Annotated in this window: 15 protein-coding genes and 1 tRNA gene; 11 read left to right on the forward strand and 5 right to left on the reverse strand. The window is 61.8% G+C overall.

Features of this window, described 5'->3' with window-relative positions; all coding sequences use genetic code 11:
- The 3 genes from EOC93_RS09640 to EOC93_RS09650 form a co-directional block, all read left to right on the forward strand.
- Window positions 1-802 (forward strand): MFS transporter (locus EOC93_RS09640; protein ID WP_127204486.1); only part of this gene is annotated, 802 nt, incomplete at its 5' end.
- A gap of 135 nt (window positions 803-937) precedes the next feature.
- The gene (locus EOC93_RS09645) at window positions 938-1,831 is read left to right on the forward strand and encodes a LysR family transcriptional regulator (RefSeq protein WP_127204487.1); all 894 of its coding nucleotides are present in this window, start codon (window positions 938-940) and stop codon (window positions 1,829-1,831) included.
- A 272-nt stretch (window positions 1,832-2,103) separates the two neighbouring features.
- A complete protein-coding gene (locus EOC93_RS09650) occupies window positions 2,104-2,754 on the forward strand; it encodes a hypothetical protein (RefSeq protein WP_127204488.1) in 651 nt (216 codons plus the stop codon).
- Window positions 2,755-3,048: 294 nt separating this feature from the next.
- Here the strand turns inward: EOC93_RS09650 and EOC93_RS09655 are convergent.
- Window positions 3,049-3,125 (reverse strand) — tRNA-Arg (locus tag EOC93_RS09655).
- Window positions 3,126-3,320: 195 nt separating this feature from the next.
- A complete protein-coding gene (locus tag EOC93_RS09660) occupies window positions 3,321-4,808 on the reverse strand; it encodes a HAMP domain-containing sensor histidine kinase (RefSeq protein ID WP_126104040.1) in 1,488 nt (495 codons plus the stop codon).
- A gap of 292 nt (window positions 4,809-5,100) precedes the next feature.
- On the opposite strand from EOC93_RS09660, the gene rpmH reads away from it, so the two are divergent.
- From rpmH to yihA, 5 genes are all read left to right on the forward strand, one after another.
- Window positions 5,101-5,235 carry a 50S ribosomal protein L34 gene (rpmH, locus tag EOC93_RS09670; protein WP_008833937.1) on the forward strand — a complete coding sequence of 45 codons (135 nt, stop codon included), beginning with the start codon at window positions 5,101-5,103 and terminating at the stop codon, window positions 5,233-5,235.
- Between the two features lie 16 nt (window positions 5,236-5,251).
- Window positions 5,252-5,605, forward strand: a complete 354-nt coding sequence (gene rnpA / locus EOC93_RS09675; protein WP_095484530.1) for a ribonuclease P protein component — start codon at window positions 5,252-5,254, stop codon at window positions 5,603-5,605.
- Window positions 5,606-5,618: 13 nt separating this feature from the next.
- Complete coding sequence (gene yidC / locus EOC93_RS09680; protein WP_095484531.1) at window positions 5,619-7,448, forward strand: membrane protein insertase YidC; 1,830 nt, start codon at window positions 5,619-5,621, stop codon at window positions 7,446-7,448.
- Window positions 7,449-7,705: 257 nt separating this feature from the next.
- On the forward strand, window positions 7,706-8,344 hold the full coding sequence (locus EOC93_RS09685) for a CatB-related O-acetyltransferase (RefSeq protein ID WP_095484532.1): 639 nt from the start codon (window positions 7,706-7,708) through the stop codon (window positions 8,342-8,344).
- On the forward strand, window positions 8,341-9,000 hold the full coding sequence (gene yihA, locus EOC93_RS09690; protein ID WP_095484533.1) for a ribosome biogenesis GTP-binding protein YihA/YsxC: 660 nt from the start codon (window positions 8,341-8,343) through the stop codon (window positions 8,998-9,000). Before EOC93_RS09685 ends, yihA begins: the two co-directional genes overlap by 4 nt.
- Here yihA and EOC93_RS09695 read toward each other — a convergent pair.
- Window positions 8,997-9,716 (reverse strand): TetR/AcrR family transcriptional regulator, encoded by a 720-nt coding sequence (locus tag EOC93_RS09695; RefSeq protein ID WP_095484534.1) that lies wholly within the window; start codon window positions 9,714-9,716, stop codon window positions 8,997-8,999. The genes yihA and EOC93_RS09695 overlap by 4 nt on opposite strands.
- 157 nt (window positions 9,717-9,873) lie before the next feature.
- Between EOC93_RS09695 and EOC93_RS09700 the strand changes: the two genes are divergently transcribed.
- The 3 genes from EOC93_RS09700 to EOC93_RS09710 all read left to right on the forward strand — a co-directional run bounded on the left by EOC93_RS09700 (window position 9,874) and on the right by EOC93_RS09710 (window position 14,154).
- Complete coding sequence (locus tag EOC93_RS09700; RefSeq protein ID WP_127204489.1) at window positions 9,874-11,055, forward strand: HlyD family secretion protein; 1,182 nt, start codon at window positions 9,874-9,876, stop codon at window positions 11,053-11,055.
- A gap of 22 nt (window positions 11,056-11,077) precedes the next feature.
- Window positions 11,078-12,670, forward strand: coding sequence for a DHA2 family efflux MFS transporter permease subunit (locus EOC93_RS09705; RefSeq protein ID WP_127204490.1), 1,593 nt, complete (start codon window positions 11,078-11,080; stop codon window positions 12,668-12,670).
- A 206-nt stretch (window positions 12,671-12,876) separates the two neighbouring features.
- On the forward strand, window positions 12,877-14,154 hold the full coding sequence (locus EOC93_RS09710; protein ID WP_127204491.1) for an SDR family oxidoreductase: 1,278 nt from the start codon (window positions 12,877-12,879) through the stop codon (window positions 14,152-14,154).
- Window positions 14,155-14,198: 44 nt separating this feature from the next.
- Here EOC93_RS09710 and msrB read toward each other — a convergent pair whose 3' ends face one another.
- Both msrB and EOC93_RS09720 read right to left on the reverse strand, forming a co-directional pair.
- Window positions 14,199-14,702: a peptide-methionine (R)-S-oxide reductase MsrB gene (msrB, locus tag EOC93_RS09715; RefSeq protein WP_127204492.1), complete on the reverse strand. Its 504-nt coding sequence runs from the start codon at window positions 14,700-14,702 to the stop codon at window positions 14,199-14,201.
- Window positions 14,703-14,925: 223 nt separating this feature from the next.
- A complete protein-coding gene (locus EOC93_RS09720; protein WP_095484538.1) occupies window positions 14,926-15,483 on the reverse strand; it encodes a fasciclin domain-containing protein in 558 nt (185 codons plus the stop codon).
- Between the last annotated feature and the right edge of the window lie 11 nt (window positions 15,484-15,494).

A 15,494-nucleotide genomic window follows, 5' to 3' on the forward strand; every position in this document is an offset into this window, starting at 1 on the left:
GACCAGGATGTTCGCGCGTTACAGCCTTGTGGGTGCGCTGGCAGGCGCGGTTGGCGCGCTCGTTTCGGCGACACCTGATCTTCTGGCTCCGGCCGGCCTCGACCAACTCGCCGGCATCAAGGCGATGTTCGTGCTCTATGCGTTTCTGGGTCTTCTCGGCGGCCTCCTTTACGCGCAGATCCCGCAGCGCCGTCCGGCGACGGACTCCAGCAGCGGGTCCGCGCTCGGCCCCTCGCGCAAGATTGTGTTCAAGCTCGCGGCGCTTTTCAGCCTCGACGCTTTTGCCGGAGGCTTTGTAGTCCAGTCGCTGCTTGCCCTCTGGCTTTTCGAAAAGTTCGATCTGTCGCTTTCGGAAGCGGGATTTTTCTTCTTCTGGTCCGGCGTGCTTTCGGCGTTCTCTTTCCCCGTTTCAGCTTGGCTGTCCCGGCGCATCGGACTGATCAACACGATGGTGTTCACCCACATTCCGTCGAGCATCGCCCTGATGCTGGCGGCGTTGGCGCCCACGCTGCCTCTGGCACTCGTCCTGCTGCTGATCCGCGCAGCACTTTCGCAGATGGACGTGCCGACGCGATCATCTTACGTGATGGCCGTCGTCACGGAGGCGGAACGGGCGGCGGCCGCGAGCTTCACATCGGTGCCGCGCAGTCTGGCCGCCGCCGCCAGTCCCGCGCTGGCCGGCGCGCTGTTCGCGGCCTCGTTCCGGGCTTGGCCCCTCCTCATTTGCGGCGCCCTGAAGATCACCTACGATCTGTTGCTGCTGATGCAGTTCCGGCATCTCAAGCCCCCGGAGGAACGGTGATGCGGCCTTGTCGCTTCGGCGCGTTTTACCACGACGGATCAACTACGCACGCTCTCGGCGATTTCGATCGGGCCCGGGTGCAACTCGTCCCACTGGCTTGTATAATAAGTATCGACTTATGGGGATACGCCATAAATGCGGCGTGGAAGACTTGATATGCTTCTGGCCTTTCTGGCCGTCGCACGGGAGGGCAGCTTCACGCGGGCTGCGGCGCAGCTCGGAATTTCGCAGTCCACGCTGAGCCACACGGTCCGTGCACTCGAAGAGCAACTGGGTATTCGGCTGCTGACCCGCACGACCCGCAGCGTTTCACCTACAGAGGCCGGCGCGCGGCTGCTGCGCAACATCGGCCCGCGCTTCGAGGAGATCGACGTCGAGGTCGAGGCGTTGAGCGAATTGAGGGAAAAGCCTGCCGGCACCATTCGCCTCACCGCCAGCGATCACGCATTTAATTCTGTTATCTGGCCGAGGTTGGCGAAGCTCCTTCCCGACTATCCCGACGTCACAGTGGAGGTGTTCCTCGACAACGCACTGACAGACATTGCAGCTGAACGGTTCGACGCAGGCGTGCGAATGGGAGAGAGCGTCGCAAAAGACATGATTGCTGTGCGCGTCGGGCCGGACATCCGCTTCGCCGTCGTTGGGGCGAAATCATATTTCGCCAAGCGGCCGCCGCCAATGACACCGCAGGAGCTAACTGGTCACATTTGCATCAACCAGCGCTTTTCCTCCAACGGCGGGCTGTGGGCCTGGGATTTCGAGCGAGACGGTCGCGAGCTGAAGGTGCGGGTGGACGGCCAGATCATCCTGAATGGCACCGTCGAGATTCTCGAAGCCGCGTTGGAGGGCTTCGGCCTCGCCTATATGCCGGAGGACGTGGCGCAGGCCCACCTTGACAGCGGTCGCCTTGTGCGGGTGCTCGATGAGTGGTCCCCGCCTTGGCCGGGATATCACCTCTACTATCCCAGCCGCCGCCAAACGTCCCCCGCTTTCGCTCTGCTTGTCAATGTGCTCCGCTATTCGGGCTGAGGCCGCCCACGAAACGGGCAGCGTGGCTCCCGCCGGCGCAAGTCCACTTTGGCTTGGCGCCCACGCGAAGCCGGCCTAGACGGCTTTGCGTGGCAGGAGCGGCCGGAAAAATCCGAAGCCCGCCAAAGCCGCTACGATGGGCGGCGTTCCTGGCGATAGCTCCAGTTTTACGCAGCTGTTATGCTCGCGGCGCACCAGCATGCAGATGTTCACAATCCGATCTGTCCACTGGGGCGTGCCTGCTCGCTATGTCGCTGCTGGAGGGTGGCAAAATGAACCAATGGTTTTCTTCACTGCCGGCCTTGGCTAAGTGGACGATTGGCGTCATAGGTAGTGTCCTGATTGGAATGGGTGTTACTTCTGTTGTTGCCGAAGTCGCCTCCGGCAAGGCCTGCTTCCTCAATCAAGCACAAGTAATCCACACGGAAGACTACCATGGTCAAAAAATATTCCAAGTAGTTACCTACACAAAGAATTATGGCCGCGGATCCGTTAAGGGTGTCAATGTTCGTTATGTCTATACTGTCGAAGAAGGTGGCGAACTAGGCGCGCGATTCGCAGATTTAATTTCTGAAAACCCGCCGGACAGCTCCTCCAGCAGATGCCGGGAGCAAAAAAGAGAGAATTGGAATGGGAGAAATGAGCTGACTGTGGAGTTCGTCGGGTGCGATTTTGAGCCTACTGAAGCCATGGACACATTTACGGGACCGTACATCCAAAAGGCTCGAAAGATCGTAACCACCGTGGAAAATGAGAGCGGGGCTCGTTGGGCGGAGACCATGCGGCTCAGCGACCGCGACTATCTAAAGGCACCATTCGATCAGAGTCTACGGGGACAAGAAGAGTTCAATGGCACAACATCAGGATATCTGTTTTGGTTGAAATGGGCGTTAGCACCCATGATCTGTCTTACGAAAAGTTAAGGGAGATTGAGCGCCAGCGTCGTGCATGCCCTAAGTTCCTAACGCCGAACTACTGCTGAGGAGTTAGCAGCGCACGCGTTGATTGATGGCGTCGGATAGGGTTGCCTTAGCATCGCCTGCCGCTGGGCAGCTTTCGGCTCAATGACATGGGTCTGGCGTGCTCTTCGACATGCCGGGAATAGCGGAGCAGGCCGCGCCGAAGCGCCACAGGGGCTCGCCCGCACGAAAACGTCTCTCATAGGTTGGAGGGCTTTCGCTGGCTACAAGCGCGTCCGGCGTGCTGCAGCGTAGATTTGGCGCGCCCGAAGAGATTCGAACTCCTGACCCCCAGATTCGTAGTCTGGTGCTCTATCCAGCTGAGCTACGGGCGCGCAACAGGCCATGCTTTGCATAGCCCGCGATCCGATCCTTAACGACCGGCCGCGATGTGACGTGTTCCCTAGCGACTGAATTTCCGAAAAGCAAGCCGATCCGGCAAAAGTTTTGCTGTTCGTGCTGGCCGGCTCTTTGTTCTGCGCAATTCCGGACGGAAAACCGTCACACACTTTTCCTGGAATTGCTCTGGATCAGGCCGGGCGGCGCAGGCCGTTGCGGGCCTGGTCGAGCCGGACCGGCTCGTCCGGGATGGTGACCGCGAATGTGGTGCGGCCGCCTCTACTTTCGACAAGCTCCACCGTGCCGCCGTGAGCGCGGATCAATTCATAGGCGATCGCCAGGCCAAGGCCGGTGCCGCCGCTGCGGGCCGAGCCGCGGAACGCCGCGAACAGGTTCTCGCGCGCCTTCGGCGGCAGGCCGGGGCCGGTGTCGGTGACGGTGATACGGCTGACGCTGCCGACGCGCTCGGCCGACACCGCCAACCGGCGCACCACCGCGCTTTCCGCGTCCGCCGCCATTGCCTGCACGGCGTTGCGGCAAAGATTGGTGAGCACGCGAAAGAGCTGATCGGAATCGGCATCCACCTCGAAAGCCAGATCGACGGCGTTGACGAATTCGATGCCGCCTTCGGTGTCGAGCAGGCCATGGACGTCGTCGACCAGTTGGCGCAGCCTGAGCCTGCGGCGCGAAGGCGGCGGCTCCTGGGTGCGGCCATAAGAAAGCACACCTTCCGAGTAGGATACGGCACGATCGAGCGCGCGCAGCAGTTTCGGCGCGAAGGCCTGCACGGTCGGGTCCTTGACCTGACGCAAACGGTCCGACATCAGCTGCGCCGACGCCAGGATGTTGCGCATGTCGTGGTTGATCTTCGACACGGCGAGACCGAGATCGGCGAGATGCTTCTGCTCGGAGAGCATCTTCTGCAGCCGCTCCTGCATCTGCGAGAGCTCTCGCTCTGCAACGCCGATCTCGTCGGCGCGGGCGGCAGGGTGGATGATCCGCCCGGGGTCGTCGGGCGCCTCGGAGAAGGCCAGCATCGAACGCGTCATCGTCCGGATCGGGCCGATCATGATCAGGTCGATGGCGGCATAGACCAGCATGGCGGTGAACAGCGAGATCAGCAGCGAGACGAAGGCGACGTTGCGCGAATATATGAGCATGGCATTGCGCAGGCTGTAGTCGGGCATGATCAGCTCGAATTCCTTGTCGCTGTCGCCGACCGGCCCGAAAACGCGCAGCATCCGCTCGCCACCGAAAAACAGCGTGTCCAAAGCACTGGTCATGCCCTGGACCAGGCCGACATTGGCGATGTCAATATGCTCGTCGACGTGCGGCGGCATTTCAGCGACGACCAGAAGGCGCGAGACGCCGCCGTCGCGCACGGCGATCGCCTTGGCGCCGATCGCCGTCAGCACGTCGTTCTGCGCGGCGCGCGACAGCGAGGCTGGCTCTCCCTGCACCAGCACGATCGAGACCGCCGCGGCGGTGCTCAGCCTTTCCTTCAGCCAACTCATTCGGTAGCTGGCGATCCAGGGCAGAAAGATAAGGACCTCGGCCAGAAGCACGAAGACGATCGTGAGCAGCAGGAGCTTTGTCGACAATCCACGCGACAAAGGCACGGTCCGGGCGGCGGCCGTCGCCCGGTCGGTCCCTTCGTCCGCGGATGGGATTTCACTCATGCTGCTTTTTCTTCACGATCACTTGATCAGCCAAGATTAGGCCATTGCGGCTTTTTTGCCAATTTCATCCTTCGTCCCAATACGGGATAAGACCGCCCAGAGTTCGGCCATCACTTCAGCCATCGGCCATGACGGCGCCGGATTGACTTCCAAAACCCTTCTTTCTATAAGCCCGCTCACGCTCGGGCCATTCGTCCCGGCGCGGTTTCGATCGCGCCAAAACCGACCCGGCAAAGCTCCTGTTACAGAGTGACAGAATCAAGAAGGGCCGCACCCCGCGGTATTAAAACAAATGAAGCGTACCTACCAACCGTCCAAACTCGTCCGCAAACGTCGGCACGGTTTTCGTGCCCGCATGGCCACCAAGGGTGGTCGTGGCGTCGTCGCAGCCCGCCGCAACCGCGGTCGCAAGCGGCTCAGCGCCTGAACGGAAGACGAGATCGTTGCCCGCAACCGGCAAGCCAGTGGGAGCACATCCCAAGCGGCTTCTGAAACGCGCGGAATTCCTGGCTGTCCGGCGTGGCGAGAAGCGCCGCGGGCGGCTTTTTCTCGTCGAGGTTCTGGACCGCAGCGACGCAGAGGCGCCTCGCGTCGGCTACACGGTCACCAAGAAGGTCGGCAACGCAGTCGTGCGCAACCGCATCCGGCGGCGGCTGAGGGAAGCCGTGCGCACGCATGCCGCGGGTGACATGGCGCCTGGCAATGACTATGTCATCGTCGGGCGCGAAGACGTGCTTACCACTCCGTTCGGCCAATTGAAGGCCGAACTCTCCCGCCGATTGCGCGGAACACGATAGGCCAAGGCTTTCGATGGAAAACAACCGGAACTTCTTCATCACCATCGCGCTGTCGGTGCTGATCCTGTCGCTTTGGCAGTATTTTTACGTGCTGCCGCAGAGCGAGGCACAGCGCGAGAAGGCCCGCATCGAAGAACAGCGGGTAGCGGAGCAGAAGAAGGCGGCCCAAGCCACCAGTCCGGGCGGTAGCGAAACGCCGGTGCCGCCGCAAGGCGCCATTCCCAATGCAGCGGGCCCCAACGCACCGGGAACCGACGGCACGACGCCGGCCGGCCGCGAGCAGGCACTGGCGTCGACCCAGCGCGTCAAGATCGACACGCCGAGCCTGGAGGGCTCGATCAATCTCACCGGCGCCCGTCTCGACGACCTCAGGCTCAAGCACTACACGACGACGGTCGACAAGAACTCGCCCGAGATCGAGTTGCTCAACCCGGCGGCGCTGCCTACCGGCTACTATGCCGAGATCGGCTTTGTCGGCAGCGACAAGACCGGCGCGGTGCCGGGGCCGGAAACGGTGTGGACCGTCGACGGCAATGCGACACTGACCCCGGCGACACCGGTCGCGCTGACCTTCACCAACGACAAGGGCCTGACCTTCAAGCGCACCTTCTCCGTCGACAGCGACTACATGTTCACTGTTTCGGACACGGTGCAGAATTCGAGTTCGACCGCCGTTACCCTGTCGAATTACGGCCGTGTCACCCGCTTCGACAAACCTGCCGTTGCCAGCATCTATGTGCTGCATGAGGGGTTGATCGGCGTCACCGGCACGGAAGGCCTGCAGGAACACAAATACGCGGCCGTCGAGGAGGACAAGCAGTTCACGCCCGGCAAGTCGACCGATGGCTGGCTGGGCATCACCGACAAATACTGGGCGGTGACGCTGGTGCCGACCGAGAAGCAGCCGTTCCAGCCGCGCTACGCCTATTTCGAGGACGGCCGCCCCCGCTACCAGGCCGACTTCCTCACCGACCCGATCAATGTTGATGCCGGCCAGTCGGCGACGGTAGAGACCGAGATCTTCGCCGGCGCCAAGGAAGTCGCCAAGGTCAACGCCTATGCGCAAGATCGCCACATCAGGCTGTTCGACCGTTTGATCGACTGGGGATGGTTCATCTGGATCACCAAGCCGATGTTCTACCTGATCGACACGATGTACAAATTCTTCGGCAATTTCGGTCTGGCCATCCTCGCCACCACCGTCGTCGTCAAGGCCGTCTTCTACCCGCTTGCCAACAAATCCTACGCGTCGATGGCGAACATGAAGAAGGTGCAGCCAAAGATGCTTGAGATCCGCGAGAAATACGCGGACGACAAGATGAAGCAGCAACAGGCGATGATGGAGCTCTACAAGACCGAGAAGATCAATCCGCTCGCCGGCTGTTGGCCGGTGGCGCTGCAGATCCCGGTCTTCTTCGCGCTCTACAAGGTGCTCTACATCACCATCGAGATGCGGCACGCACCGTTCTTCGGCTGGATCCAGGATCTGGCGGCGCCCGATCCGACCTCGATCTTCAACCTGTTCGGCCTCATCCCGATCACCTTGCCGCATATGTTGATGGTCGGCGTTTGGCCGCTGATCATGGGCGTGACCATGTTCCTGCAGATGCGCATGAACCCGACGCCGCCGGACCCGACGCAGGCCATGATCTTCACCTGGATGCCTGTCATCTTCACCTTCATGATGGCGGGCTTCCCGGCCGGCCTGGTCATCTACTGGGCCTGGAACAATTTGCTTTCGATCATCCAGCAAGGCGTGATCATGAAGCGGCAGGGCGCCAAGATCGAATTGTGGGACAATCTGGTCGCGCTTTTCCGGAAGAAACCGTCGCCGGCGGAGTAGCCGGCGCCCCCCTTTTTTGCGAATCAAGGAAAGCCCCGGTTCCGGGGCTTTTTCGCACAAGCCGAGCCGCTGCCGAACGCGAAACCAGTCGGCCGGGCGGTAGACGCCGCCGCGACACATCCCTATAAGTCGCTCTCGTTTCAGGAGCGCTCCCTCGATGAACAGGTAAGGATGATCCGCTGCGCACGCGGTTGGTGCTGCCGGGCGGATCGCGCTATTTTGACCTTGCCCGTTTATCTCGCCGATGGAGCCAGACCATGATCGGACCCAACCCCAACATCAAGCACCCGATCCCGATGCATACCCGCGTCGGATTCCTGAAGGGACTGGTCACGGCGCCGAACATCGAGATCGGCGACTTCACTTATTATGACGATCCGGACGGGCCCGACAAATTCGCCGAGCGATGCGTGCTGCATCATTATCCGTTCATCGGCGACCGGCTGATCATCGGCAAGTTCTGCGCCATCGCCGAGGGCGCCCGCTTCATCATGAACGGCGCCAACCATGCCATGTCCGGCTTTTCGACCTATCCGTTCAACATCTTCGGTCATGGCTGGGAAGAGGGTTTCGACCCGGCGACCTGGTCGAAGGAATTGCGCGGCGACACAGTGCTCGGCAATGATGTATGGATCGGCATGGAAGCGGTGATCCTGCCCGGCGTGACGATCGGCCATGGCGCCATCGTCGCGGCAAAATCGGTGGTGACGCATGACGTGCCACCCTATGCGATCGTCGCCGGCAATGCGGCCAAGGTGGTGAAGATGCGCTTCGACGACAGGACCATCTGGCGGCTTTTGGCGGCGGCGTGGTGGGACTGGCCGGTGGAAAAGATCAGCCGCAACCTCAATGCCATTCGTGGCGCCGATATTTCTCTTCTGGAGGCAGCGGTTTGAACGCGTTGAACAAGACCGTGATCGGCATCGAACTGTTCACGCGGCCGTGGATCTTCATCCGCGGCGTGCCGGCAATGAAATTCCTGCCGCCGGAAGGGCCGCCGGAGATCGCCTTTGCCGGCCGCTCGAATGTCGGCAAATCGTCGCTGATCAACGCGCTGGTCAACCAGAAGGGGCTGGCGCGGACATCCAACACGCCGGGGCGGACGCAGGAACTCAACTATTTCGTTCCGGGTGGATTTTCCGGCGAAGGCGCCGATCTGCCGCCGATGGCGCTGGTCGACATGCCGGGCTACGGCTACGCCACCGCGCCCAAGGAAAAAGTCGACGACTGGACGAAACTCGTATTCGACTATCTCAAGGGCCGCGTCACGCTGAAGCGCGTCTACGTGCTGATCGACGCCCGTCACGGCATTAAGGCCAAGGACGATGAAGTGCTGTCGCTGCTCGACAAGGCGGCGGTGTCCTACCAGATCGTGCTGACCAAGACCGACAAGATCAAAGCGGCCGGCGTGCCGCGATTGATCGAAGAGACACTTGCGAAGATCAAGAAGCGGCCGGCCGCGTTTCCGTTCGTTCTCGCCACGTCGTCGGAAAAGAGCGAGGGCCTCGAGGAATTGCGCGCGGCGATCGTGCTGGCAGCCAATGGCGGCTAGGACTTTGCCTCTAGCGCAATCGTCTGGGTGCGTTCTTCCGTGGCAAGCCTTTCGGTGCCGTAAGCCTTCAGGAACATGCCGACGCCCGACTTGACGATGTGGTCGATTTCTTCCTGGCTCGGGGCTTTGGTGCGGTAGGCGAATATGCACTGGCGGAAAAGGCCAGCAAGGCACAGCTCAGTGAACTGATAGGCGGCAAGATCGACATCGTCGATCCGCAGCAGGCCGCGCTCGATGGCGGCATTGAGAAAAGCAACGACCTTGTCGTGGCCGCGTTTCGGGCCGCGTTCATAAAAACGCGCGCCAAGTTCGGGAATCCTGTCGGATGCGCCGATTACCGTGCGCTGCGCCTGGACGACCTTGGCCGAGGTGATCTTGAGGGACAGCACCTTGCCGAATTTCACTAGCGTCTCGCGAAGGTCGTCGGCGCGATCGAGCAGATCGTACATGTTCTTGAAGATCGTGCCGCGTTCTTCTTCGATCAGCGCTTCGAACAGCTCTTCCTTGTTGGCGAAATAGACATAGATCGTGCCCTTGGAAACGCCGGCCTCGCGGGTGATGTCGTTCATCGACGCCGCTTCAAAACCCTTGTCGATGAAGACACGGCGCGCGCCTTCGATGATCTGGCTGCGCTTGACCGGGTCTTGCCCTGCCGCCGGACGGCCGCGACGCAGGCCATCCAGCAGATCGCACTGGTCCTTGTCGGCTTCGGTCATAACGTCACACCTCGAAAAATATTCGAACCGATCGGTTCGATCACCCTTGATATGGGCCTCTCTCCGCGCTAAGTCAATGTTCACATCGAACCGAACGGTTCAGTCTGACTGATTTTCCAGAGAGAATGCCCAGTCTCCAGAGACCCAGAGAGATTCCATGTCCTCGAACGCGACCCCCACCGCCGAAGTCCGTCCTTTCCCCAACGCCAAGATTGCGCCAGCGACCGAAGCGCCGACCGCACCGACCGAGCCCGCAATAAGTCCTCCGGCCGAGACGCCGGCCAAAAAGAAACGTTCGGCACGCTCCTTTCTGTTGCCCATCATCGCGCTTGGATTGCTGGGCGCAGGCGCCTGGTATGGCTACGATTACTGGACCGACGGGCGTTTCATGATCTCAACCGACGATGCCTATGTCCAGGCCGACATGGCATTCATCTCGCCGAAAATTTCCGGCTATGTCGATCAGGTCAAGGTGACCGAGAACCAGCGGGTCAAGGCCGGCGACCCGCTGCTGATCGTCGACAATGGCGACTACAAAATAGCGGTCGCCCAAGCCGAGGCGCAGATCGCCACCCTGAGCAAGACGCTCGACCGCATCGACGCCCAGACCGAGGCGGCGCGCGCGTCGCTCGAGCAGGCGCAGGCGCAGAAGACCGCCGACCAGGCAGCGGCCGACAATGCGGCGCGAGCTCAAGTGCGCGCCGCCCAATTGCTCAAGACACGTGTCGGCACCCAAGCTCAACTGGACGATGCCCAGACCGCGGTCGAGCAGGCCAATGCCGCCCTTGTAGGCGCCGACGCCCAGATCGCGGCGGCGCAGGCCAATATCGGTGTGCTTCAGGCGCAGCGCGCGGAGACGGCAAGCACACTGGCGTCGCTGCAGCTTGCCCGGGACAAGGCCGCGCGGGACCTGTCCTTCACCGTGCTGCGCGCGCCCTATGACGGTGTGGTCGGCAACCGCTCGGTCGAGCAAGGCGACCTGATCAGCCCCGGACAGAAGTTGGCCGTCATCGTGCCGATGGACAAGCTCTATATCGTCGCCAATTTCAAGGAAACCCAGCTTGCCCGGCTGGTGCCTGGCGAAAAGGTCAGGATTTCGGTCGACGCCATCGACGGTCATGACTTTGAAGGCACGGTCTCTTCGCTGGCACCAGCCTCCGGTGCGGTGTTCTCGCTGCTGCCGCCGGAAAACGCCACCGGCAATTTCACCAAGGTCGTGCAGCGTGTCCCGGTTCGCATCGACGTGCCGGCGGATGTGCTGAAGACAGGCAAGCTGCGCGCCGGCCTCAGTGTCGTCGTCGCCGTCGACAGCCGCACAGCGCCGGCCGCGTCGAACTGAGCGGCCGCTTGGGAGCAATGCCATGGCAACCGCAACCGTGACGGCAGGATCGCCGCCGGCGAGGCCGGCTACGCCTGACACCATTTCCACACGGCGCGTCATCGCTTTCCTGGCGATGGTGTTCGGCATGTTCATGGCGATCCTGGACATCCAGATCGTCTCGGCCTCGCTGGCCGAGATCCAGGCGGGCTTGAGCGCCAGCTCCGACGAAATCCCGTGGGTGCAGACCGCCTATCTGATCGCCGAAGTCATCATGATCCCGCTGTCGGGTTTTCTCAGCCGGATGCTGTCGACGCGGGTGCTGTTCACCGTCTCCGCGGCTGGCTTCACCGCCGCCAGTGCGCTGGCGGCGACCGCAACCAATATCGACCAGATGATCGTCTACCGCGCTGTGCAGGGCTTCATCGGCGGCGGCATGATCCCAAGCGTCTTCGCTGCTGCCTTCACCATCTTTCCGCCGTCGCGCCGCGCCATGGTGTCGCCAATGATCGGTCTGGTGGCGACGCTGGCACCGACCATCGGCCCGACTGTCGGCGGCTATATAAGCCATGCCATGTCCTGGCACTGGCTGTTCCTGATCAATGTCGTGCCCGGCATCCTGGTCACCGCCGCGGCATGGTCGCTGATCGACTTCGACAAGCCCAATCTCAAGCTGTTCAGCAAGTTCGACTGGTGGGGCCTTGCCGGCATGGCGGCCTTCCTGGGCTGCATGGAATATGTGCTGGAGGAAGGTCCGAACAACGACTGGCTGCAGGATCAGGCGGTGTTCATCTGCGCCACCATCATGACCGTCGGCGCGGTGCTGTTCTTCTGGCGCGCTTTCACAGCCGAGGAGCCGATTGTCGACCTGAAGGCCTTCACCAACGTCAACTTCGCTTTCGGCTCGCTGTTCTCCTTCGTCGTCGGCATCGGCCTCTACGGCCTGACCTATCTTTATCCGGTGTTCCTCGGGCGCATCCGCGGCTACGATTCCCTGATGATCGGCGAGGCGCTGTTCGTCAGCGGCCTGGCCATGTTCTTCACCGCCCCGATTTCCGGCATCCTGTCGAACAAGATGGACCCGCGTCTGATGATGATGATCGGCTTCTTCGGCTTCGCCACGGGGACCTGGTGGATGACGCATCTCACCGCCGACTGGGATTTTTATGAACTGCTGATCCCGCAGATCCTGCGCGGCTGTTCGATGATGCTGTGCATGGTGCCGATCAACAACATCGCGCTCGGAACCTTGCCGCCCGAGCGGTTGAAGAACGCGTCGGGCCTGTTCAACCTGACCCGCAATCTCGGTGGCGCCGTCGGCCTGGCCGTCATCAACACCGTGCTGATCGACCGCAACGCCTTCCACTACGCAAGGCTCTCAGAGCACGTGCAATGGGGCAGTGCCGCAGCACAGGAAAAGCTGCAGAACATGACGCTCAACTTCGAGCAGACTGCCGGACTTGACGCCTCCAAGGCGGCGATCTCCAAACTATCAGGCATGGTCCAGCAGCAGGCGTCGCTGCTGTCTTTCATGGACGTGTTCTTCATGCTGACCGTGTTGTTCGCCACGCTGGGACTCTTCACCCTGTTCATCCGCAAACCTGCCGCGGCCGGTGGCGGTGGTGGCGGACACTGAGGAGCGCCGGGCCCCCCCGCCCGGCATCCTCGCGCATGACCCCGAAAAGCAATTTTCGGGGTCATGCGCAAAATCTTAAAAGGCAGTAGGCGCGTCGCGTGTGATGGGAACCACGCGCCGGGCTTTAGGTCTTTGCATGTCGTTCCCCCAAAACCGCTGCCACTTTTGGGCGACATGCATTAGATGGTTTGGGCTAAAGTTCCGGGATGAATATCCTGATTCTCGGCGCGACCGGTTTCATCGGTTCCGCCGTCGCAAGGAAACTCGCGGACGAAGGCCATCAGGTCACGGGGCTTGGGCGTGATATCGCGCGTGCCTCGTTGAAGATGCCGTTCGTTCGCTGGCTGAAGGCCGATCTCGCCGGCATGACGCAGGGCGTCAGCTGGCAGCACGTGCTGGATGAGCAGCAGGTTGTCGTCAATTGCGCCGGCGCGCTTCAGGATGGGCTCTCGGACGATCTGAGTGCCACCCAGGAACGGGCGATGCTCGCCCTCTATGAGGCGGCGCGCGACCAGAGGCTGCTGATCATTCAGATATCGGCGGAAACGGAAACCGCTGACCGCGACATTCCTTTTCTCAGCACCAAAAGGCGAGCGGACACGGCGCTCGTGGCAAGTGGCGTACGCCATGTCATTCTGCGTCCGGCGCTTGTGCTCGGCCGCAACGCGCATGGCGGATCCGCATTGCTAAGGGCTCTCGCAGCCTTTCCCATGGTCATTCCGCTGGTTTACGCTGAAAGCCTCGTTACGACGGTCGCACTCGACGATGTCGCCAGCGCCGTCAGCGCGGCCATCCAGGACACGCTGCCAGCCGGATCCGACGTCGCTCTTGGCAGCGACGAAAGGCTCACGCTCAGAGAACTCGTCCTATTGCATCGCAGCTGGCTCGGCCTTCCTGCCGCGCCGGTGATTTCCATGCCCTCGGCGGTCGCTCGGCCGGTGACATGGTTCGCCGACATGGCCGGCAGGCTTGGTTGGCGTTCGCCGCTCCGCTCTACCGCCATGGCAGTCATGTCAGGTGGCATTGAAAACCGGCGACCACAGGACCACCGCCCGCGCCTGTCGTCGACGGCCGAGACGCTCGCCGCCGTCCCTTCGGGCGTCCAGGATCTCTGGTTCGCCCGCCTCTATCTGCTGAAGTCGCCAATCATTATGATCCTGGCGCTTTTCTGGCTGACTTCCGGCCTCGCGCCGTTCCTCACATTCGAGGCGGCGCAAAGCCATCTCGCCTTTCTGCCCGATCGCCTTGCAGGCATCATGGTGGTCGCGACATGTCTCGCCGACATCATGCTCGGGCTTGCGGTTCTTTTCCGAGCCTGGGCAAGACGCGCGCTGATCGGCATGCTTTTCCTGACGTTTGTCTATCTGCTTGCCGCAACGTTCACCGAACCTGTGCTTTGGCTCGATCCGCTCGGCCCCCTCGTCAAGGTGGTTCCGTCGATTCTGCTGACGCTCGCGGCCCTCGCCATTCTGGATGAACGCTGATGGTTGGATGAACGCTGACGGCTGTCGCGCTCGAATTCAAGCGGTCAGGCCGTGGCTGGCTTGAAGGTCAGGGCGACACCGTTGATGCAATGGCGCAAGCCGGTCGGCGGCGGCCCATCGTCGAAGACATGGCCGAGATGGCCGCCGCAGCGGCGGCAGTGGACCTCGGTGCGGGTCATGCCCAGGGACCTGTCCACGGTCTTGCCGACGGCATTGGGAATCTCCTGCCAGAAGCTTGGCCAGCCGGTGCCGGAATCGAACTTCGTCTCGGAAGAATAGAGCGGCAGGTCGCAGCCGGCACAGACGAAGATGCCCTTGCGGTGCTCGTTGAGCAGCGGGCTGGTGCCCGGATATTCGGTGCCTTCCTTGCGCAGCACATTGAAAGCCGCGTCAGACAGCACAGCGCGCCACTCTGCCTCGGTCTTGGTGACCTCGAAGGTTTCGGCCGCCCCCGCATCCTGCGGCCTGCCCATGCGCAACAGCACTGCGGCACCTGCAGCCACCCCGATGGCAGCCGCACCGCTCAAAAGAAGATCGCGACGGTTCATGATCATTTCTCCTGTTATCCGTCTGCCAAATTCGACCGTCATACGGAAATCAAAGGCCGGTGACGGCTAGCTCCTGAAAACGGATACTCCGCACCGGGCCCCACGCTTGGAGGGCGGGGGACGGCGCGGAGTGTACGCTTGTCGATAGCGCGGGTCACGCAAGCCCAACCCGCGCTATCGGCATGGAGCCTCGCCCATATCTTCGCTGGCAGCAGGCCCTTCGTTACATCTTCGGCAGAAGAACCTTGTCGATGACGTGGATGACGCCGTTCGACTGCTCGACATCGGCGATCGTCACATTGGCGACATTGCCGTTCTCGTCGGTCACCGTGACCTTGCCGCCATCGGCCTTGAGCGTCAGCTCGCAACCACCGGCCGTCTTGGCCTTGTGCGCGCCGCCGTCGTCCATGACCATCTTGGTCACGTCGGCGGCCAGCGCCTTGGCAGCGATGACATGGCAGGTCAGGATCTTGACCAGCTTGTCTTTGTTTTCGGGCTTGAGCAGCGTGTCGACCGTGCCGGCCGGAAGCGCGGCAAACGCCTCGTTGGTTGGCGCGAACACGGTGAAGGGACCGGCACTCTGCAGCGTCTCGACGAGACCACCGGCCTTGACGGCCGCGACCAGTGTCGTGTGATCTTTCGAATTGACGGCGTTCTCGACGATGTTCTTGGTTGCATACATGGCGGCGCCGCCGACCATCGGATTCTGGGCATAGGCGGCGGTGGCGAGCGCGGAGACGGCGACCGTTCCGGCAAGCAAAAGGGTGGCGAATTTACGCATTATGTCAATCT

Source organism: Mesorhizobium sp. M6A.T.Ce.TU.002.03.1.1 (genome assembly GCF_003997275.1).
GTDB lineage: Bacteria > Pseudomonadota > Alphaproteobacteria > Rhizobiales > Rhizobiaceae > Mesorhizobium > Mesorhizobium mediterraneum.

Bases quoted from the DNA above. Each gene is read 5' to 3' on its own strand.
- EOC93_RS09645 (WP_127204487.1), top strand. From the start codon at position 938: ATGCGGCGTGGAAGACTTGATATGCTTCTGGCCTTTCTGGCCGTCGCA.
- EOC93_RS09705 (WP_127204490.1), top strand. From the start codon at position 11,078: ATGGCAACCGCAACCGTGACGGCAGGATCGCCGCCGGCGAGGCCGGCT.
- EOC93_RS09695 (WP_095484534.1), bottom strand. From the start codon at position 9,716: ATGACCGAAGCCGACAAGGACCAGTGCGATCTGCTGGATGGCCTGCGT.
- yidC (WP_095484531.1), top strand. From the start codon at position 5,619: ATGGAAAACAACCGGAACTTCTTCATCACCATCGCGCTGTCGGTGCTG.
- EOC93_RS09685 (WP_095484532.1), top strand. From the start codon at position 7,706: ATGATCGGACCCAACCCCAACATCAAGCACCCGATCCCGATGCATACC.
- EOC93_RS09700 (WP_127204489.1), top strand. From the start codon at position 9,874: ATGTCCTCGAACGCGACCCCCACCGCCGAAGTCCGTCCTTTCCCCAAC.
- EOC93_RS09660 (WP_126104040.1), bottom strand. From the start codon at position 4,808: ATGAGTGAAATCCCATCCGCGGACGAAGGGACCGACCGGGCGACGGCC.
- rpmH (WP_008833937.1), top strand. From the start codon at position 5,101: ATGAAGCGTACCTACCAACCGTCCAAACTCGTCCGCAAACGTCGGCAC.
- EOC93_RS09720 (WP_095484538.1), bottom strand. From the start codon at position 15,483: ATGCGTAAATTCGCCACCCTTTTGCTTGCCGGAACGGTCGCCGTCTCC.
- EOC93_RS09710 (WP_127204491.1), top strand. From the start codon at position 12,877: ATGAATATCCTGATTCTCGGCGCGACCGGTTTCATCGGTTCCGCCGTC.
- EOC93_RS09650 (WP_127204488.1), top strand. From the start codon at position 2,104: ATGAACCAATGGTTTTCTTCACTGCCGGCCTTGGCTAAGTGGACGATT.
- msrB (WP_127204492.1), bottom strand. From the start codon at position 14,702: ATGAACCGTCGCGATCTTCTTTTGAGCGGTGCGGCTGCCATCGGGGTG.